At 34.6% G+C, this 20,459-nt stretch carries 19 protein-coding genes; all 19 read right to left on the bottom strand.

Annotation, left to right across the window (positions count from 1 at the left end; genetic code table 11):
* Positions 1-2,132, bottom strand: a 2,132-nt coding sequence (locus ACWG0P_RS05155) for an InlB B-repeat-containing protein (protein ID WP_455800799.1), incomplete at its 3' end; no start/stop codon positions are given.
* 167 nt (positions 2,133-2,299) lie between these two features.
* A complete protein-coding gene (locus tag ACWG0P_RS05150; RefSeq protein ID WP_455800798.1) occupies positions 2,300-3,733 on the bottom strand; it encodes an MATE family efflux transporter in 1,434 nt (477 codons plus the stop codon).
* 4 nt (positions 3,734-3,737) lie between these two features.
* Entirely contained in the window at positions 3,738-4,166 is a 429-nt protein-coding gene (locus tag ACWG0P_RS05145; protein ID WP_455800797.1) for a MarR family winged helix-turn-helix transcriptional regulator, read from the bottom strand.
* Between the two features lie 185 nt (positions 4,167-4,351).
* On the bottom strand, positions 4,352-4,996 hold the full coding sequence (dhaL, locus tag ACWG0P_RS05140) for a dihydroxyacetone kinase subunit DhaL (RefSeq protein WP_455800796.1): 645 nt from the start codon (positions 4,994-4,996) through the stop codon (positions 4,352-4,354).
* 1 nt (position 4,997) lies between these two features.
* On the bottom strand, positions 4,998-6,005 hold the full coding sequence (locus tag ACWG0P_RS05135; protein ID WP_455800795.1) for a dihydroxyacetone kinase subunit DhaK: 1,008 nt from the start codon (positions 6,003-6,005) through the stop codon (positions 4,998-5,000).
* A gap of 12 nt (positions 6,006-6,017) precedes the next feature.
* The gene (locus tag ACWG0P_RS05130) at positions 6,018-6,464 is read right to left on the bottom strand and encodes an RpiB/LacA/LacB family sugar-phosphate isomerase (protein WP_455800794.1); all 447 of its coding nucleotides are present in this window, start codon (positions 6,462-6,464) and stop codon (positions 6,018-6,020) included.
* Positions 6,465-6,524: 60 nt separating this feature from the next.
* Entirely contained in the window at positions 6,525-7,439 is a 915-nt protein-coding gene (locus ACWG0P_RS05125) for a cupin domain-containing protein (RefSeq protein ID WP_455800793.1), read from the bottom strand.
* 14 nt (positions 7,440-7,453) lie between these two features.
* Positions 7,454-8,500, bottom strand: a complete 1,047-nt coding sequence (locus ACWG0P_RS05120; RefSeq protein ID WP_455800792.1) for a PTS fructose transporter subunit IIC — start codon at positions 8,498-8,500, stop codon at positions 7,454-7,456.
* 18 nt (positions 8,501-8,518) lie between these two features.
* The gene (locus ACWG0P_RS05115) at positions 8,519-8,818 is read right to left on the bottom strand and encodes a PTS fructose transporter subunit IIB (RefSeq protein WP_455800791.1); all 300 of its coding nucleotides are present in this window, start codon (positions 8,816-8,818) and stop codon (positions 8,519-8,521) included.
* Between the two features lie 12 nt (positions 8,819-8,830).
* Entirely contained in the window at positions 8,831-9,304 is a 474-nt protein-coding gene (locus ACWG0P_RS05110) for a PTS sugar transporter subunit IIA (protein WP_455800790.1), read from the bottom strand.
* Between the two features lie 6 nt (positions 9,305-9,310).
* Positions 9,311-10,186, bottom strand: a complete 876-nt coding sequence (locus ACWG0P_RS05105) for a class II fructose-bisphosphate aldolase (protein WP_455800789.1) — start codon at positions 10,184-10,186, stop codon at positions 9,311-9,313.
* Positions 10,187-10,210: 24 nt separating this feature from the next.
* Positions 10,211-11,071, bottom strand: coding sequence for a sugar phosphate isomerase/epimerase family protein (locus tag ACWG0P_RS05100; RefSeq protein WP_455800788.1), 861 nt, complete (start codon positions 11,069-11,071; stop codon positions 10,211-10,213).
* A 255-nt stretch (positions 11,072-11,326) separates the two neighbouring features.
* The gene (locus ACWG0P_RS05095; protein WP_455800787.1) at positions 11,327-13,294 is read right to left on the bottom strand and encodes a BglG family transcription antiterminator; all 1,968 of its coding nucleotides are present in this window, start codon (positions 13,292-13,294) and stop codon (positions 11,327-11,329) included.
* Between the two features lie 129 nt (positions 13,295-13,423).
* On the bottom strand, positions 13,424-14,965 hold the full coding sequence (locus ACWG0P_RS05090; protein WP_455800786.1) for an ATP-binding cassette domain-containing protein: 1,542 nt from the start codon (positions 14,963-14,965) through the stop codon (positions 13,424-13,426).
* Positions 14,966-15,221: 256 nt separating this feature from the next.
* Entirely contained in the window at positions 15,222-15,608 is a 387-nt protein-coding gene (locus ACWG0P_RS05085) for a hypothetical protein (RefSeq protein WP_455800785.1), read from the bottom strand.
* Positions 15,609-15,723: 115 nt separating this feature from the next.
* On the bottom strand, positions 15,724-16,965 hold the full coding sequence (locus tag ACWG0P_RS05080) for an ATP-binding protein (RefSeq protein WP_455800784.1): 1,242 nt from the start codon (positions 16,963-16,965) through the stop codon (positions 15,724-15,726).
* Between the two features lie 236 nt (positions 16,966-17,201).
* Positions 17,202-17,798 (bottom strand): InlB B-repeat-containing protein, encoded by a 597-nt coding sequence (locus tag ACWG0P_RS05075; RefSeq protein WP_455800783.1) that lies wholly within the window; start codon positions 17,796-17,798, stop codon positions 17,202-17,204.
* A 5-nt stretch (positions 17,799-17,803) separates the two neighbouring features.
* The gene (locus tag ACWG0P_RS05070) at positions 17,804-18,877 is read right to left on the bottom strand and encodes a galactose/methyl galactoside ABC transporter permease MglC (RefSeq protein ID WP_455800782.1); all 1,074 of its coding nucleotides are present in this window, start codon (positions 18,875-18,877) and stop codon (positions 17,804-17,806) included.
* Between the two features lie 14 nt (positions 18,878-18,891).
* Positions 18,892-20,388, bottom strand: a complete 1,497-nt coding sequence (locus ACWG0P_RS05065) for a sugar ABC transporter ATP-binding protein (RefSeq protein WP_455800781.1) — start codon at positions 20,386-20,388, stop codon at positions 18,892-18,894.
* Positions 20,389-20,459 lie beyond the last annotated feature (71 nt).

The raw sequence follows: 20,459 nt of genomic DNA, 5'->3' as shown, positions 1-20,459 counted from the left end.
AATTTCACAGTGTAACTATTTGCTTGGAATTGTGCTACTACAACTGTGTCCTTTTGGATATTAGTGAATTCTTTATCCCATCCTGTAAATGTATAACCAATTTTAGCAGGATCTGCAGGTGCTTTTGCATCTTCACCTTCATAAACATTATCTACTTTATATACATTCTTTTGATCATCCTGGAAAGTAACTTTATATTGTGTTTTATTTATCCATTGTGCATATACTGTCATATTGCCTTTAACTTCTGTTATAGAATCAAAGTCTTCGCCAGATCCATTTTTTTCTGTATTCCATTTAACGAACACTTTACCTGTAGGAATATTAGAAATACTAGGTAATGTTGGGATAGTCATTGTGCTATGATTTACTGGTAATGTTGTTACAGTCAATTCATCACCTAATGTTCCAAATCCATTTGTATCAAATGTTACATTTAGTTGTTCTACCAAACGGAATTCAACAATGAATAGCTTATTCAAATCTTCCTCTGTAAATGTTTTGTTGACTTTTTTATTGTCTTCTTTATAGATATGATATGTTTTCCCATCAATCACGATTGTTTTTTCAGGATTAATTTCATACGCTACATGAAGTGCTTTGTTCGTAGATGTTGTTTGTTTAAGAATGACATATTGACCATTTTTTTCAATAATCTTTCCACTTGCATCACTTAAATAATAAGTAACTTTCATAGATGCAGTATCTACACCTAAAGATGGAGATGTCATCTCGTGTCCTTCATCAATAATCTGGCCTGTATTAATATCTTTATAGCTTAAGTTTGCCTTCTTATTTGTAGAATATTCACCCTTTTTATTTAATAAAGAATCATCTTCATTTAATAGATCATCATTAAATTCTGTATCTTTTACTTTTACATAGAAACGTAAAGTTTTTTTACTTTCACTTATATTCCCAATTTTCCAAGTGATTTTTGATTTATCATTAGCAACGATGAAATTATCAGAGCCTAATGCCACTCCATTTACTGTTGGAACGTGTGTTGCATCCGTGTAATACTCAAAATAGTCTGTATTAATTTCATCTTCAATCACACCATCAGTTGCAGCAATTTCAAATTGTTTGCGAAGTGATTCTAAAACTGTGTCTAATTCGCTTGGATCTGCAGATGTATATAAAGTTATTCCACTATCTTTAGAAGCGATTTGTTTCAACATAGTAGCATCTGCTTCATTGATTCCTGTACCTACTGTATAGATTGTAACTCCAGAAGCTTTCAGTTCTTCAGCGATTGCAAGTGCTGTGTCGCTATTACCACGATTAGGTTTTCCATCAGAAATCATTAGGATAACTTTACGGTTATTGCTTGAGCCTAAATATTCTTTAGCTTTACTCAATGCCACTTCATAATTTGTTTGACCTGCATTAGCTGGATATAAACTATCTATTGCATTAGTAATTGTTGTTATATTGTTGGTGAAAGGCACGAGAGCATTTTTTGTATTGTTTGCTTCAGCTAAATCATCTTTCGTAAGTCCTAATAAATTCTTGCAATTTTCATAAAACTCTGCTAAAGCTATAGTCTTTTGTTCCTCAGTTGTTGCTTTTTCTACAGGACCATACATATTAAGGACATGTCTCATAGCAGAAATATTTGGATTTCCAAATTCATCATAGATAAGTTTATGATTTTCGAAAAAATCTGTTGTAGTTTCATCTCCGTTAGGTAATATCTCTTTTCTATGTAATGAGTTACCATCAATCAATACATCAGAGAATGGAATAAATGCTATATTATTACTGGCATTCTTTAACAAATTAGCAGATAATTGTTTAGCCGCAAGACTTGCATAATTCCAACGACTGGTTGGATATGTATTTCCATTAGCTTGAGAAGCTCCGCTAGAATTTTGCATACTTCCAGAATTATCATAGACAATCGCAACGTCAAGAGGTTCTTCTGCGTTTTTCCCACTTACATCAAAAGAAATTTCCGCAATTCCTTGCCCGTAGTCTACCCACTTAGCATTCTTGCTCTGTGTGACTTCTCCAGGATTCAAATTACTATTTTCATTCGCGTCCTTTGCTAGAACATTTAAATTCATTGTTTGAAAAGTTAATGCAAACGTCATCAAACATACTAGTATTTTCTTTATTTTTTTATACATATACAATACCTCCGCCTTATTTATAAACATAGTATACGAAAGTAGAGGTTATATTTCGGTTATTTTTTAATAATACACAGTCTTTTTATCGGATTTTAAGCAAATAAAAAAACGATACATTAGATAAGGAATAATCCTTTTATCTACTACATATCGCTTCGAATTCATTAAGATACTATTTGTAATTCATCATTGAATACACCTAGTTCTTCTCCTGGTTTGTTTTTTATCTGTTCGTTTAGCTTTTTCATTTCTTTATGAATAAATACGAATACAATGACACCGCTTGTAATATCCGCAATTGGTCCAGCATATAAAATTCCATCCAATCCAAATGCCATTGGTAATATAATAATTAACGGAATCAATAAGATCAGTTGCCTCATCATAGATAATATAGATGCTTTCATAGGTTGTCCTGTTGATTGAAAGTAACTGGTTGCTGTAATTTGGAAACCAGCGCAGAAGATACCAAACATATAAATACGCATTGCTTTAATTGCAAATTCAGTAAATACAGGATCGTTTCCTCCAAACATTTTTAGGATAAGTCCCGGTATTGCAAGACAAACAATCCATCCTACAATCGATGTAATGGTCGCAATTGCGGCAGCCCGTTTATAGGTAGCCTTAATTCGTTTAGGTTGATTTGCACCTTTATTAAACCCCAAAATCGGTTGTGCACCTATCCCAATCCCAATACATATTGCTGTTATAATCATACTAATTTTTAATACGATTCCCATCGCACTTAGAGCAACATCTCCAGTAGTAGGTGTCATATTGCCATAATATACTAAAGAATTATTCATAACCACTTGCATAATAGTTGCGGCAGTTTGCGTAATACAGCTAGAAAATCCAAGTGTAAAGATACTTCCTATCAATACCCCTTTTATTTTCATATGTGAAAAACGTAAGCGCATCGTACTTTTCTTTGTGAAATAATACAATAATATAACGGCTCCAATAATTTGAGAAGTAATAGTTGCGATTGCGGCTCCGGTAACTCCCCAACCAAATACAAATATGTAAAGTGGATCTAAAATTGTATTTAAGACTGCCCCAGCGATCATAGATATCATCGCAATATTTGGACTTCCGTCTGTTCTTGCCATATTGCTAAGACCAATACCCAAAAGATTAAAGATAGTACCGATTAATATAACACTTGCATAATCCTGAGAATAGGACAAATTCTTCGCAGTTGCTCCAAATAAATTTAGTATTGGAGTTAAGAATACAAGTCCTACTACCATGATAATAAGTCCAATACCTACCAACATTACAAATGCATTTCCCAGTGTATTTTCTGCCTCTTCTTCTTTTTTCTCACCTAATTTAATTGCTGCATAAGCACTTGCTCCAGCCCCAACCATAGTCCCTATTGCTAATATAATAGTTTGTAATGGAAAGGATACTGTAGTAGCAGCATTTCCTAAGTAACCTACTCCTAATCCTATAAAGATTTGATCCACAATATTATATAATGCATTTACAAGCATGGATACCACAGAAGGTATCGCGAATTTCATTAACAGATGTCCAATTGGTTGATAGCCTAATGGATTTTTTGTTCTTGGTTTCATTGTCTGTTCCATAAATTTACCTTCTTCCTATTGTTTTTGATGCATTTTCACCTAAACGTTTCAAAAGTGAATTTGCCATTTCTTTTTCTTCCTCGCTAAAGCCATCCATCAACGCATTGTGCCAATCATCTAACATAGTACGTATAATGGAAATTATCGGCTCCCCTTTTTCTGTTACATACAGTCGAGTAATACGATGATCTTGTTCATCTATCTTACGAGTGATATAACCTAGCTCTTCTAGTTTTTTTACAGCCCTTGCTGTTGTCCCTTTATCAAAATAGCCTTTTTCAGCTAATCCGTATTGAGAAATACCAGGCTGTTCATGAATGCGCAACAAGAAAAACTGTTGACCACATCCAATTTCATAGGGATGCAATGTTTCATCATAAAAGATCTGACCATACCGATACATCATGGATACATATTTGCTAAGTTCCCTCATCGATGTTACCTCCTGTATAATTAGTTGCATAAACAACTATGTAAGTATACACCACATTGGTTGCGCATGCAACCAATAATTGTAAAACATTTACTTTCGTTTATTGATGTGAGTTTTTTATCACATTATTTGTAAAATAACTACAAAAAAAGTAGAAATATAGATCATTTCTACCTTCATCTCCCTTATCTTTCTGAAATATCTTCTTGCATTGCTTTTGCCATTGTCTTTATGATAATACAACAGCTTGTTGCTCCCGCATCTAAGAACCCTCTGCTTCTCTCACCTAAGCGAGCGGCTCTTCCTATTTTTGCGACTAAGTTCTTTGTGTTTTCTTTACCAGATTCTGCTCCTTCTTTTAAGGCATCTAAAGAAGTCTTAAAATCTGCTTCACTTTCTATTGCTTTTTTATAAGAGTTTATTGCTGGATCTAAAGTATCAATCAATGTCTTATCCCCAACCTTAGCACCTGCTAAATCACATAGTCCTTGTAATGCTAATTGGAATGCTTCCAATAACACTTCTTTACTTATTTCATCCTTGCCTTTCGTTGCCTTACTTAGCTTTGAAAACATTGTTCCATAGATTGGTCCCATGCTTCCACCAATATCTTCCACTAGGGTTCTTGATATGACTTTCATTGACTCTGTGAAGCTCATCTCTTCACTTAGTCTTTCTTTTGCCATCAAAAATCCCTTATTCATATTGACTCCATGATCCCCATCACCGGTTGCTCCATCGATTTCACTTAGATAACTTGCATTTACATGTATGGCTTCACATATGGCTAACGCAATCTTTCCTTGGTTCTCATTCTTTATGTATTCCATATCATTTCCTCATCTGCGTTAGACCAACGCATTCACATTCCATATCAAGGCATTCTTTTAATTCTTCATCAAGTTTCATCACGGTTAATGTTACCCCATTCATCTCTAACGATGTGAAATAATTCCCTACATAACTTCGATATACCACAATGCCTTTTTCCCTCATTAAATTCTCTACTTCATCGTAATAAATATATTGTTCCATGACTGGTGTTGCCCCTAATCCAGATACAAGTACAGCAACTTCATCTCCCTTTGTAAAAGGTACATCACCCACGACCATATCCACCATTTCTTTTGCCATTTCTTTTGCTGACCCTAGTTTTTCAATACGTACTCCTGGTTCTCCATGATGTCCTATTCCAAATTCCATCGTACCTGCTTTGATATCAAAGTTTGGTTTTCCATTGGCTGGTATTGTACAAGGCCCTAATCCTACACCTACACTTCTTGTATTATCAATTGCTTTTTGTGCAGATGCAATGACTTCTTCAAGAGTAGCTCCCATACTTGCTTTCGCACCCCCTACTTTCCACATAAAGATTTCTCCAGCTACTCCTCTTCGTTTCTGTATTTCTTCTTTTGGTGCACTTGCGACATCATCATTTGCGACTACTGTCTTTACCACAATGTCATCATCATCTGCCATATCCATTGCCATTTTCACATTCATGTTGTCGCCTGCATAATTTCCATACAAAACCGCAACTCCCATGCCTTGATCCACTTCACATATTGCATCATAGAAGCTTTTTGCTGTTGGTGATGAAAAGATTTCTCCTACTGCGACACCATCTACCATATGCTTACCACAATATCCAATGAAGGCTGGTTTATGCCCACTTCCTCCTCCAGTCACTACGCCTACCTTTTGTTTATCTTTGACTCCATTTGCCACGACAACACGGGGATTCTTTTTGCTAATATGAAGAATATCTTGATGACATTTCTCAAAGCCTTTTAACATATCTTCAACGACTCTATTGGGATCATTTATAATTCTTTGCATATTGTTCACCTCCTATCGATAGTTCTTTTCTATTTCCATGATTCTCTCTACTTTAGAGGTACTCTTACCTCCATCAAAGTTACAAGTTAACCAACGATCCAATAATAATTTCGCATATTCTGGAGCTATCACGCGCGCTCCCATACATAGAATTTGACAATCATTAGATCGTACACTACGTTCTACAGAAAACAAATCATGTCCTACTGCTGCACGAATACCTGGAACCTTATTGGCAGTAATTGCCATACCAATCCCTGTCCCACACAACAACAATCCTCTTTCACATGTTTGATCACAAATCTTTTGACATACAGAGTTCGCAATATCTGGATACATAGCAGGTTCTTCATTGAACACTCCTACATCTTCAATGCTATTTCCCGCCTCTATTAAATACGATTTCAAAGTTTCTTTTAGTTTATACGCTGCCTCATCACAGCCAATCACAATCTTCATTCTATACCTTCCTTTCCTTAAAAAAGCGAACCGCATTTATGTTACGGTTCGCTCACTCACCTACAGCTTCGTAATTGCGAATACCGTTTTCACAGGATGATTTTCAAAGTTTACTAACTGATATTTAACACCTGCTGGAATAAAGAAGGTATCTTCACATTCTAAGACAAAGCTTTCTTCTAAATCCACAAGATTAACAGTCACTGGACCTTCCACACAATATATTGCGGCATCACCCTCATGTGTATCAGGGTCGGAACATCTTGGCCCATATCCACCTGCTGGTAATATAAACTCTCCAAAATGACCATAGTCATTACTTGTGATAAAACGCATGAGCATTGGATGCTTTGTACCATGTACATTGTTGAGTTTTTCAAAATCACGTACCGCATATACTGCACCTGTTTTTCTAGCTTCACTTGGATCTACAGGCCATGAACCAATATCATCTGTACAACCTTGACGAGAGATATCTTGGATTTTATCACGCATATCTGGCAAGTTCGCATTGTTTACTCCTTTATAGAATTTTGTTTCTTCATCGCTTGGAATGACTGCTGGTGGAATTTGTTCACTCCATGCCTTTGGTGTGATGAAATATAGGATTCTTGCTTTTTCATTTGAGAAGTTATGACAACAATGCCACGCTCCTTCTGGCATGAACAAGCCTTCTCCAGTTTCCAAATACGCAAACTGTCCATTTCCACTACGCTGTAATACAGGACCATTTAAGATATAATAGGATTCATCTCCTGGATGAATATCCAATGGTGCAAATACACCACCTGGACCTAATTCATAAATACCAAGCATAAAGGTATCTGTAGTTACCATCGTAAATGTGTTATCCGATGTAAATGCGTTATTGGGTGGATATAAAGCAGTGGAATAATCCTGTTTACGAATCAACATTGGTTTCTTGTCTTCTACTTTAAATGGGAAGTTTCCCATGATATCAAATAATTTTGCCATTCTTTTTTCTCCTCTTATTCTTCCGTTGCTTCAACTGCTTTATTTTTCTTTAAGATAATGAGTAACGCTGCAGTAACTGCTCCTGCCACAATAAGAGCTAACAAGAATAGAATCACGTTATTTAATGCAAATAAAACGAACAATCCTCCATGTGGTGCTTTCATTGTTAAACCAAATACATAAGACAATGCACACCCTACACCAGAACCAACCATCAATGATGGAATAACACGTAATGGTTCTGCAGCAGCAAATGGAATTGCAAATTCAGTAATCATACCAAATGCACCTGCAAATAACCCAGGAACTGCAGCTTGATCTGATTTTGTAAATTTCTTTTTCGCAATTAAGATAGCAATAGCAAGTCCCAATGGAGGTGCCATACTTCCTACGAAGTTTGCAGCCATTGGCATATAGTTTCCTGTATCCATAGCAGCTAATGCGAATGCATATGCAACCTTATTACAAGGACCACCCATATCAAAGGCAAGCATACAACCTTGGATAATACCAAGTAATACTAAGTTTCCAGTTCCCATATTATTTAAGAAATCTGTTAATGCGCCAGTAACTGCCGCAATTGGAGTACCTACAACATAGAACATCAATAAACCGATGATACCAACACCTAACACAGGAATTACCAAGGTTGGCAATAAAGAACGTAGACTTCCTGGAACAGGAATTTTCTTCAATAAGTTCACTAAATACCCAGCGATGATACCAGCAATCAATGCTCCTAAAAACCCAGATGCTTGACCAAGTCCCCATGGATCGGTAGCCATCCAACCACCAACCATACCAACAGCAATACCTGGTTTATCAGCAATGCTATATGCAACATAAGCACCTAACACTGGAACCATAAGACCAAATGCAGCTTTTCCTAACCAGAATACAGTAGACGCAAAGTTTTCACCTTGTGCAACTGAATTTGGAATGTCATATCCGCCTAAAGCAAACCCCAGAGCAATCATAATTCCCCCAGCAATAACAAATGGAAGCATGTAAGAAACACCAGTTAATAGCGCCTCTTGTATTTCATGTAATTTTTCTTTCATTTTCTTTTCTCCTTTTCTTTACATTTCTTCAAAGATAATATTTGGATCTTTAATCACCGCATGAGGTGTCGTTTTTTTCGTCTTTTCCTCATACCCCTTAAAACGATCAGATTTAGAAATCCCTACATCATTTGCGAAGATAATCAAATCTGCTTCTGCAATTTCTTTATCTTTTAATTTATTTTCAATCCCTAATGCTCCCTGCATTTCTACCTTACATTCATGCCCTTTTTCTTTGCATATTTTTTTGATTGCTTCGGCAGCCATATAGGTGTGTGCAATCCCTGTAGCACAAGACGTAACTGCGACTATTTTCATACATTTCACCTCTTATTCGTTACGTTTTTTCACTTCTTCTAATAATTCTTCATATGTTTGACAATGTTCTAGTACATCTATGAAATCATCATGTACTAATAGACCAGCTAGTGTTGCTAAAACACGCATATATTGTTCACCACTTTGTGTTCCAGCAATTGCTAACATGAACACGTATTTTACTTCGCCTTCTTCGCCATTTGTTTTATATATAAATGGTTCTTTACAGCGACAGAAACCGATGCCTGATTGAAGTACTTGCTCACATTTCCCATGAGGAAGACCAATATAGTTTCCCATATAGGTTGGACCTAGTTCTTCTCTATCCAATAAGGAACGAATATAGGCATCTTTATCGCTTACGATACCGGCTTTCACAAAACGTTCTGCCATGTAATCAAACATTGCTTCCTTCGATGAAAATGGTTCATGATCTAATACCACTGCCTCCTGTATGAAGACCTCTGCTAAATTTACGTGTTCCATAAGCAATTATTTTCCGTTCAAGAAGACCGTCATTACTTGTTTTGCATATTCTTTCATGAATGTATAACTTTCTTCTTCTACTTCGTGCCAGAAGGCTTTTCCATCTCGTTCATTTAAGTATTCTTGAATATGTTTGCTACATGCGGTTGCCATATAACTGTAGTAGTTAACTTTTGAACATCCTGCGCTAATTGCTGCACGCACTTGATCATCATCAACTCCACTTCCTCCATGCATTACCACACGTGAATCTTTTGGCATCAACTTACGAATTTCTTTTACACGTTCAATATCTAGTAGTGGTGGTTCTGCATAAATTCCATGCGCTGTACCGAAACATACAGCAAGTGCATCCACGCCTGTTTCTTCTGCAAACTGTGCAGCTTGTTTTGGATCTGTAAATGTCTTCTTGATTGTTTCATGTGTCCATCCAACAACTTCACCACCATGTGAATCTTCTTCTGTACTTGTCATTATCCCTAATTCTGCTTCTACTGTGATATCTAAATCATGAGCAATCTTTGTAAACTCTTTTAGTTTTGCCATATTCTCTTCAAATGGCAGAGCACTTAAATCATACATAATACTACTAAAGCCACAACGAATGGCACGCATTACAAAGTTGTAATCACTACCATGATCCAAATGTACACACACTGGAACTTTCGCTTGTTTTGCATAAGCTACCATTTGTGGCCCAATGGATTCAATTGGAATCAATGGATCATGTACTTGTGCATGGTCTATGATAATTGGTACGTTTAATTCTTCTGCTGCATCTACGACCGCTCTTAATGTTTCTAAGTTTGGTGTGTTGATACATCCAATCGCATATTGCCCTTTTTCTGCTTCTTCTAAAATCTGTTTCATGTTTACTAACATTGTTACATTCCTCCTCTTTTCTTTCTAGTAACCTAGTTCATCTGCAATTTTGGTAAGGTTCGCAAGACCTTGTACTGCCAATTCTTCTCCTGTATCCGCAAATTTACGCCAAATTGCACAATTTGCATTCAACTCTTCAAAGCTTGGATCAAAAGATTCAATTACACATGGTCCGTTGTATCCAATGTCATGAAGAGCTGTGAAGAACTCAACCCATGGTACCAATCCAGTACCTGGAATTCCTCGATTATTTTCACAAACATGAACATAACCAAGATATTCTTTTCCACATGTTTGTACCGCTTCACGATAGCTTGTTTCTTCTCGTATCATATGGAAACAATCCAAATGGACACCCATATTACCAGTACCAACATCCTTACAATATTGAACTCCATCTTCTGCAGTGTTGATAAAATGTGTTTCAAATCGATTGACTGGTTCTACACAAATACGTAATTCTGGATATGTTTCTTTTGCATATTGAGCAACTTCACGTATCGCTTCCACAGAGTTTTTCCACTCTATCTCAGTTCTTGGTTTCCCACTTAAGCAACCCCATCCAGCATAATTTACACCACCAAGGATGTTAGATCCTAAGGCCTTGTTGATATCCACTAGAGTTTTAAGGGAGGCAATTCCCGCTCTACGTATAGAAGCATCTTCTGATATCAAATTAGTATCTGCGCCTAAGGTTGTTGTCGTAACTACTTCTAACTTCGTTTTTGCTAATTCATTGATTACTTCTTCTGTTGGAAATGTTTCAGGGTGTGCAATCGCAATATCGATGACTTTAAATCCAAGTTCATCCGCTTTTTGAATCACCCATAAATCTTTTTTGGAAAATACTTCACTCCAAATAAAGGTGTCTACACCAAATTTCATCTTTTCATTAAACCACCTTTCTTCATGCAAGAATGTTTGAATGCGCTTTCAGTTTTTCTTTACAACCCTAGTTTAATATAAGTCACTACACATTTTCCACTTTCAAAAAACCTCATTTTGCACGAACCTTCGTTCAATTTTAAACGAAATTAAAAAAAAGCGATAAACATCACCTATAATGACTGTTTATCGCAAAACTTATTCTTCATATTTTCATAATTTAATCTTGAAACTCGTGTTTTATACCATTATTTCTTAACGTTTTAATTCCCCAATATCTTCAATCGCAAGAAAAATATCATGTTTATTTCTGGCATGTAATATTTGTTGAAGTCGTTGTTGATCATCGATCAAGGCATAGAATTTCGCAAAGAATTCATATATTTCTTTTGGGTCTTCAAGTTCAACTGCGATGATAAAAACAATTTCAACCTTTTCTTTTTCATTCCAATCAATCGGGCGATCAAGTTTAAATACAGCAACCCCACTTCGATAAATTTCCTTTTTATATCCATGCGGAATCGCTACACCATTTCCAATTGCTGTAGAAATAAAGTTTTCACGTTGCATGAGAATATCATAAAATTTCTCAGTTGTATAACCCTGCTGTGATAACAACTTCACTCCTTTTTCAAATATATCTTCTTTCCGTTTTGCCTTAAAGTTAAAACAGATCAAATCTTCATTGAATAATTGTTGACTTCTAGTTAGAATTTTCTGTTTAATACGCTGCTTGTGTTCAACTTCACGCGCTATTAAATCCAAATCATAGGAGTCTACACGACGAGAAATCTTTAGAACATTTTCTTGTTCCATCAAAACAGTCGTTAAAACAATATCATATGTGTCCACATATTCTTCTTTGAAGTCTTCTGGGTGAATTGTATCTTTGATGGCTATATTAGATATACTTCTTCGTATCTTATTTTTGAGATAGGTTGCGGTATTTTCATCAAAGGATGTAATCATCAAGATACTTAGTTCATCCGTTACATCTTCAATTGCATTATCGATTAACATTACGATATATACAATATCATTCTCTGTAAATTTCACATGTAATGATGTTTCTAATGTTTCCACATTTGCGAGCACAATTCCATATAAGCTTGGTAATTGTTGTTTTACATCATACTTTAAATAGTTGCTGTTAATGGTTTGATAACTCTTTTGCATTTTCTTTTTCTTAAATAATAACGTAATATCGTTAATCAAATTTTTATTAACTAAGATTTTACGATTCATTATGATATTTTGTAAATAGTCTAGAAATTGTCTTGCTGTTTGTTCATATATTTCATCATCTAGGAAGCTATCACTCAATGCATCTTCATATGCACCATACAGCGTAAACTCTGCTGCCATACAACGTATCTCTTGTTTCAAATCTATGTTATCTTCCTGTATTTCACTATATAACAAATGCTTTGCTGCTTCGATTGTCGCATCTACCACACGACAACTATGTAAAAGAGTATGTTCTTTGATTACATGATATTCCTTAATTCGGTAGATAGAAACACATATGTACTCCATCAATTGGATAAAGGAAACATCTTCAAAATGATAATCCAATTTGTGTTCTTCTTTCAACAGCAAATTTTGGATATGATAAATATCAATGTCACTATATATTTTTCTGAAATAGTTGTAAAACGTTTTTGACACTCGAAAGTCTAAATCATCAGGACGTCTTAAGTCCATTTCCATATTATCCATTAAAGAAGAGTTATTATAGATGATTGCTTGACGTATATCGAATTCTTTTCCTTCTATCATAACGCCACGATTACGGATACGAATCAAACTAATATCAAAGAAACCAAGCCATTTTTCAATAGACTCAAGATCCTTAATGACAACATTCTTTCCAACCCCTAAATCATCCGCAAATATCTGTATGGTATAATCACTTTCACCTTGAAATAGTATTTTTAAAATATAATTTCTTCTATAGTTGAAAGATGTTGCTTTATCACGTTGTTCATCGATCAATTCATATAATGCATTTTTTTGTTCCTCACTACATTCCAACAAAAGACCTTTTCCAGATATTGAATTCAATGTCGCATGACAAGAAGAAATAATCGCTCTTACTTCTTTCATATTATGTTTTACACTTGATTCCGACATTCCTATTTCTTTTGCTATTTCTTTGGATGTAATAGGTTCCTTGCATTTTAATAATAGCTTAATGGTCTTCTCACTAATTGCTTCTATCATTATGTTCTCCTATTTACCTCCACCATTAAGTCCCCGTTTTCTTTAGTATACACAAATAGAAAACATAAGGCAATTCAGAATTTCATAGGAAGACAATAAAATTGTTCATCTTAATTATTTGATTCATCGTTATGTAATTTTCTGCATTTGTATCTCTTGATTTTCAATATAGTACCTAGTTTCAAACACCTCTTCTATGAACGTTCGATCATGTGATACAGAAATAATACAACCTTGATATTTCTTCAAAACATCTATTATCACTGGTGCACTTAAAGGTGACAAATTACGCGTTGGCTCATCCAACAACAAAACATTACACTTTTCTTTGATAAACCTAAGTATATAAAGTTTTGCCTTTTGACCCTCGCTTGTATTTTTTATAGGGTGGAGCATTTCCTCCGAAGTAAACTTCATCGAACCTAGTAAATCTCTACATCTTGTAATATCTTCTTTATCTCCAGATGTCATTAAAAATTCAATAGGTGTCTTAGACATATCCATTAAGTCTGCGTAATTTTGTGGCATATACCCTAAACAAATATCACTTCTTTGTTTTAATCTATTGTGCATATCCTTCATCAAGATACTCTTCCCACATCCATTATCTCCAATAAAAACAACTTTATCTTTACCCTTCACTAAGATATCAATATCTCGTATCAGAACACGCTCTTCTATCATGAGTGTATCCATTTGAAGTTCGAGAATTATCTTTGAAGAAATTGCATTTACATCTTCAAAAAAGATTTGTATCGCTTCTTCTGTAGAATCCACTTTACTGTAGCTTTCTTTTTCAAAACGTTTTTCTTGTGACTTTATGTTCGACATTTTACTCTTTAATGATGCCGCAACACCAGGATTTCGTACCGTATCGTTTAAGGCATCATGTACAGCATTCATTTGATCGTTAAGCTTTATCTTTCTCTTGGTATATTCTTGTTTCTCTTTATGCGCAACTTGTATATCTTTCGTTAATTTTGAATGACGTTGAGAAACATATTCATTATACGTTCCTCGATATACAGTGTATCTACACTTACTTTGTTTGTTTACTTGTTCAAAATGCAGAATTACATTTGCCGCATTATTTAACAAGGTACTATCATGCGATATAAACATAATCGGAAGATTGCTTTCTCTGATAAAATTTTCCATCCACTCCAACGTGTGAATATCTAAATCATTGGTAGGTTCATCTAACAATAGTAGGTCCACATGGGATGCTAGTAACTTCATCATCTGTACCTTTACTTTTTCCCCACCACTTAAAGAATTCATGATTTGTTCGTTTTGTAAAACAGACACATTCAATTTTAAATCTTTACATAATATTTCTAGTTCTTTTAAATCATTATAACGTTCATATGGGATATCTTCTTCAGGTTTATTTTTTAATAAATACTCAAACACAGTACAATTCATCCATGCTTGTGGTAATTGTTGTGGTAAATATCCAATATGTTTAAAATCGCTTTTTATATCTCCGCTCATAACCATATAATCTTCAATCCATGCTTTGTCATAGATTGCCTTAAGAAAAGTGGACTTTCCATTCCCCTCTTCTCCTATAATCCCTACTTTGTCTTGATTTCCTAGGGAATAATTAAAATTCTCGATAAAAATATGATTTTTTAAATCTTTTAATGTTATGTTTTTAAATGTAAGCATGATGTCACCTCCAAAAGAAAAAGAACTATAAAGTTCTCATACACACTTGAAGGTTATGAGCAAATAGATAATGATCAAATAAACAAATATTATGATGTGTTGTTTTCATTATCTATTTCTTCATCTTTTCACACTCCCTACGTTGTTTTCATTATAACAAAAGTAGGACGATAGTTCAATTGTTCTTCTTCAACTCTTCACTTACGATTTGTAATGTAATCCCCTCATGATAAACAACTTAAGAACTTTATACTTATCAATTCAACTTTCCCAAAGCTTCCTCATAAGATTCTACTTTGTATACTTGAAAATATTTTTGGAATTCTTTACTCCATAAATCTATCTCATCTTCAATCATTGGAACTTTCTGCAAAATGAAAACACATATTTTACAAGAAGATTGAGCCATATCTGGTAATAAAACTTGAAATCCCCATTCTATATCTTCTTTTTCATCTTCAAACCCATTGAGAGCATCTATTACAAAGTTACTCCCCTCATGAAGCTTAAGTAAATTAGAAGCGAACATTGTTGGCTTTCTATAGTCTTCAAAAGAACAGAATTTCTTCCATGTCAAAAGAACTACGTTGTCTTTTTTCAAATAAACTACATCACAAAATTCAGAACGAAATGTATTTTCCATAGGACACCTCCATTGTTTGGTCCATAATAACCTAATTCTAACACAAATTCAATTATATAATGAAAAACTACCAATTCGAAGAAGTGACGGATTGTAGAATAAAGTTACATTATTTTTATTTTTGTTCTTCTAAAAGAAAATCAATGATATTTATTGCCTTGATTCCTTCATAGGACTGAATGAAGCTCTTGTCCATAGACAATACAATTTTCTCATAATTGTCATCAATCAATCTTAAAGGGCGAAGTTCTCGTTCTCTAGTGGCTTCTCCAGACATAGTTTCGCATACTTGAATATAGCGTTTTTCGTTTGGTTTCTCTGCTATGAAATCCACCTCAGTTTCACCTATTTTACCAATAGATACACGATAATCTCTGCGAATCAATTCAAGAAAAACTATATTTTCTAATATGTGTCCGCGATCGACATCACGGTATCCAAGCAACATGTGACGAAAGCCTAAATCTATAATATAGTTTTTTCCTAACGTTTTTAAAAGTTGTTTCCCCTTAATATCATACCTACTTACAGGATAGAAAATATAGGCACTTTTCAACATTCCAATATACTTATCGACAGTTTTTCCTGCTATACTGCGTTTCCCTTTATTATAGTCAAGATCACCTTCGTTTAAGAGAACATTTCGAATATTGTTTGGAGATGTAACACTGCCAATATTATCTGCAAGAAACGTCACTAATTTGCTTAGCAAAACTTGATCAGTGGCTTTATTTCTCTCCAATACATCCCGTAAAATAACCGTGGAATATATTCCCTCCAACACTTCATTTACTCGTGCCGTATTAAAATTAAACTGTTTTAAAATTGGCATACCACCAAACTCTAAGTATTTTTGAAATTTATCCTCTATAGTTAAACTAGGATCAAAATTATAAAAGGTCAAGAATTCAGCAAACGATAATGGTAATAAGCGTATCTCAACATACCTACCAGAGAGCAAGGTTGAAAATTCCGTTGAGAGTAAATAGGCATTTGAGCCAGTGATATAAATATCTACATCAAAATCCAAGCGAAAAGATTCGATTGCCTTTTCCCATCCAGTTACAACCTGTAGTTCATCAAAAATCAAATAGTTCTTTTCACCTTTTACAATATGATGACTCACATAATCATAAAAAGCAAGGTATTCTAGCAAATCTCTATGCTTTAAGGATTCCATGTTCATGTGCAAGATATTTTCATTCTTAACACCACTACCTAATAAATAATCCTCGTACAAATCCAAAAGAGTGGATTTACCACAACGACGTATTCCTGTAACAATTTTTACAATGTCTTTATCTTTAAACTCAATGAGTTTATTCAAATAGATGGGTCTTTCTATACGTTCTGTCATCTTGAACACCTCAATTCTTATCTACTATTAGTATAGGTTAATATAAGTTCTTGGTCAATAGTTTTCGACCTGTAAGTATAAAACTTTTTATTATAAAAATTTTTATACTTATAAGTCGAAAAAAATACTATTTTGTATTATGAACCAATTGAAAGGGAATACCTTACGAATAAGACGATATGCTTGTCTTCTCTTAAAAAAAGACATCATACATTCTTGTATCATGTCTTTTACGTTTATTCAAAGATTGCTTTTAAAGTATGTTCTCCGTTCATTGTGACAAGTGTGTCTTTAGTAATCATCATACCATCGTATTGCCAACCGATAAATGTTGCTCCATCTTTTTCAGGAGTAGGAAGAGCACCATAAGGCTCATGGAATACAACATCTCTACCAGAAACATCTTCATCATTCACAGTACCACCATTCAAATCAAACATGATATGAATCTTTGATGGTGTCCATTTCGCATACAATGTAATACTACCTTCCACGGTGTCTTTTTGAAGATCCCAAGATTTAGTTAAATCTTGATCTTGATACCATCCACCAAATTCATAACCAGTTTTTGTCGGTGTAGATACTTCCACTACATCCCCATATTTATTATGCACTTCTTTGATTGGCTCTCCACCATTTACCTCAAAACTAGTCGTATAGCTACTTGTAGAAGATAAATACATAACTACTACAATAAGCGCAGCTACCAATCCTATAATAATATAGTTCAGTGTTTTTACGGATGCTTTCACACCACGATAAAGTCCTCCACCATTTCCCCAGTTCTTTACTTTTTTTCCTGTTTCTTCTTTTACGCAATCTTTTTCATCCACGTTATCTACTTCCTTACTAAATATTTACGCATATCTACCGCACAAGCGATAAGAATAATCAAACCTTTGATAATATATTGCATATTAGCATCGATACTTAAGAATGTCAAACCAACGAAGATCAATCTTAGTAAGACAACTCCCATAATAACACCACGAATTTTACCAATACCACCAACGAAGGATACTCCACCAATAACACAAGCTGCGATTGCATCAAGTTCATAGTTTAATCCTGTAGCTGCTGTATTGGATCCAATACGTGCAGATTCAATGAATCCTGTTACACCATACATGATACCAGCTAATACGAATACAAGGATAATTGTTTTCGCAACATTTACTCCGGATACATTTGCTGCTTCTGGATTAGATCCAACCGCAAACATATTCTTTCCAAATTTTGTTTTATTCCAAATAAACCACATAATTGCAGTAATGATTAGTGCATACCAGACAAAGTTAGGGATCCCTGTTCCACCAATGGATATCACAGAGCCTGTTATTACGGTTGAGAATCCTATATCCAGTCCTGAAATGGATTGTCCTTGATTGGTACCAATCATTAAATACATCAATAATAAACCGTATACGATCAACTGTGTAGCTAATGTTACAATGAATGGATGTAGACTAAACTTCGCTACACAGAATCCATTTACTAACCCCACCAGGGCACCAATTGCCAATACCAATATCAATACTACTAAAATAGGCATTGTTTCTAAATCCATAAACATCTTGTTTGCATAACCTGTTGCCTGTAATAGGGATGCGGCAACACACGCTGTTAAACCAACAATACGTCCTGCGGATAAGTCGGTACCTGTTAATACAATACATCCGGCAATACCTAATGCAATTGGTAAGTTGGCTGCAGATAAAGAAATAATGTTAATTACAGAATTCTTTGATAAGAACATAGGGCTCTTGATCTGAATGTATATGATAGCAATGATCATAAATATATATAAAGAATTATTAATGAGGAATTCTTTGATATATGACACTTTATCTTGCTTTTCTAATGCGATAAAATCATGATATTGCTGTGTTATTCTACTAAATATTTTTGTCATATCTTTGTTCTCCTTTACACATATTTGGTAGCAAGAGCCATAATCTCTTCTTGCGTTGTATCTTTTGCGACTACTTCTCCAGCAACTTGTCCACCAGACATTACCAGTATTCGATCACATACACCTAATAATTCAGGCATTTCTGAGGAAACCATAATCACGGCTTTTCCTTTGCTAGCAAGCTCAATAATCAATTGATAAATTTCATATTTAGCACCAACATCAATTCCTCGAGTTGGTTCGTCTAATAATAATACATCTGGATTTGTTAACAACCAACGTCCAAGAATTACTTTCTGTTGGTTTCCTCCAGATAGAGCACGTATCTGTGTCTTTTGAGAAGGCGTTTTAATTTTCAAGGAATTGATAGCCCAAGCAGTATCAGCTTTCATTTGTTTATTTTCTAGATACAAATGAGCTTTACGATAACTATTTAAGTTGGAAATCGTCGTATTCTCTAAAATCGTAAGAATACTAAAGATACCAGTTGCTCTTCGCTCTTCCGTTAATAATGCAAATCCATTTTTCACAGATTCCAAAGAGTTCTTATTCTTAATAACTTTTCCATCTAAAGTAATCGTTCCTGATTTTTTACTCATGGTTCCAAATAAGGTTTCTAATACTTCTGTTCTACCAGCACCATCTAATCCTGAAATCCCCAAGATTTCTCCACGGTTTACATGGAAAGATACATCTCTTATGTTATTATACATTCCAGTTAAACCTTCCACTTCTAAAATCTTTTCTCCTACTTCATTTAATTTTGGAGGGAAACGATTGGTTAGTTCACGACCAACCATCAGCTTAATGATTTTATCCATGGTTAAATCTTTTGCGGCTTCTGTAGCTACCCATTTGCCATCTCGCATAATAGTAACTTCATCAGATATTTGTAAAATTTCTTCCATCTTATGAGAAATATAAACGATACCACATCCACGATCTCTTAACATATTGATAATTTTAAACAGTCTTTCAACTTCTTGTTCATTCATAGAGGATGTAGGTTCATCAAATACAATAATTTTAGAATGATAGGATACTGCTTTTGCGATTTCTACCATTTGTCGATTGGAAACAGACATGGTACTCATAATACGTTTTGGTTCTACTTCAATACCCAAATCATTAAAGATTTCTTTTGTGTCTTTATACATCTGAGATTCTGATGTCATTATTTTAAATTTCGTAGGGTATCTTCCCAACCAAATGTTATCCATAACATTTCTTTTCAATGCTTGGTTTAATTCTTGATGCACCATGGCAACCCCATGTTCCAAAGCATCTTTTGAATTCTTAAAGTTAATTTCTTGACCTTCTAAAATAATGGTTCCAGCATCTTTAGAATACATCCCAAAGAGGCATTTCATCAATGTGGATTTTCCCGCACCATTTTCCCCCATCAAAGCATGCACAGATCCTCTTTTAACAGTCAACGAAACATCATCTAGCGCTTTTACTCCAGGGAACTCTTTACTAATGTTTTTCATTTCTAATAAAACATCGCTCATACCTTACCTCCTTGCCTATAAATTAGAAATGGGACATTCATTTCTAAAATGTCCCATTTGCTACTTTTAGT

It is taken from the genome of Amedibacillus sp. YH-ame6 (assembly GCF_053848845.1).
This window is presented reverse-complemented; position numbering and strand designations above follow the sequence as displayed.

Bases quoted from the DNA above. Each gene is read 5' to 3' on its own strand.
- ACWG0P_RS05150 (WP_455800798.1), bottom strand. From the start codon at position 3,733: ATGGAACAGACAATGAAACCAAGAACAAAAAATCCATTAGGCTATCAA.
- ACWG0P_RS05145 (WP_455800797.1), bottom strand. From the start codon at position 4,166: ATGAGGGAACTTAGCAAATATGTATCCATGATGTATCGGTATGGTCAG.
- dhaL (WP_455800796.1), bottom strand. From the start codon at position 4,996: ATGGAATACATAAAGAATGAGAACCAAGGAAAGATTGCGTTAGCCATA.
- ACWG0P_RS05135 (WP_455800795.1), bottom strand. From the start codon at position 6,005: ATGCAAAGAATTATAAATGATCCCAATAGAGTCGTTGAAGATATGTTA.
- ACWG0P_RS05130 (WP_455800794.1), bottom strand. From the start codon at position 6,464: ATGAAGATTGTGATTGGCTGTGATGAGGCAGCGTATAAACTAAAAGAA.
- ACWG0P_RS05125 (WP_455800793.1), bottom strand. From the start codon at position 7,439: ATGGCAAAATTATTTGATATCATGGGAAACTTCCCATTTAAAGTAGAA.
- ACWG0P_RS05120 (WP_455800792.1), bottom strand. From the start codon at position 8,500: ATGAAAGAAAAATTACATGAAATACAAGAGGCGCTATTAACTGGTGTT.
- ACWG0P_RS05115 (WP_455800791.1), bottom strand. From the start codon at position 8,818: ATGAAAATAGTCGCAGTTACGTCTTGTGCTACAGGGATTGCACACACC.
- ACWG0P_RS05110 (WP_455800790.1), bottom strand. From the start codon at position 9,304: ATGGAACACGTAAATTTAGCAGAGGTCTTCATACAGGAGGCAGTGGTA.
- ACWG0P_RS05105 (WP_455800789.1), bottom strand. From the start codon at position 10,186: ATGTTAGTAAACATGAAACAGATTTTAGAAGAAGCAGAAAAAGGGCAA.
- ACWG0P_RS05100 (WP_455800788.1), bottom strand. From the start codon at position 11,071: ATGAAATTTGGTGTAGACACCTTTATTTGGAGTGAAGTATTTTCCAAA.
- ACWG0P_RS05095 (WP_455800787.1), bottom strand. From the start codon at position 13,294: ATGATAGAAGCAATTAGTGAGAAGACCATTAAGCTATTATTAAAATGC.
- ACWG0P_RS05090 (WP_455800786.1), bottom strand. From the start codon at position 14,965: ATGCTTACATTTAAAAACATAACATTAAAAGATTTAAAAAATCATATT.
- ACWG0P_RS05085 (WP_455800785.1), bottom strand. From the start codon at position 15,608: ATGGAAAATACATTTCGTTCTGAATTTTGTGATGTAGTTTATTTGAAA.
- ACWG0P_RS05080 (WP_455800784.1), bottom strand. From the start codon at position 16,965: ATGACAGAACGTATAGAAAGACCCATCTATTTGAATAAACTCATTGAG.
- ACWG0P_RS05070 (WP_455800782.1), bottom strand. From the start codon at position 18,877: ATGACAAAAATATTTAGTAGAATAACACAGCAATATCATGATTTTATC.
- ACWG0P_RS05065 (WP_455800781.1), bottom strand. From the start codon at position 20,388: ATGAGCGATGTTTTATTAGAAATGAAAAACATTAGTAAAGAGTTCCCT.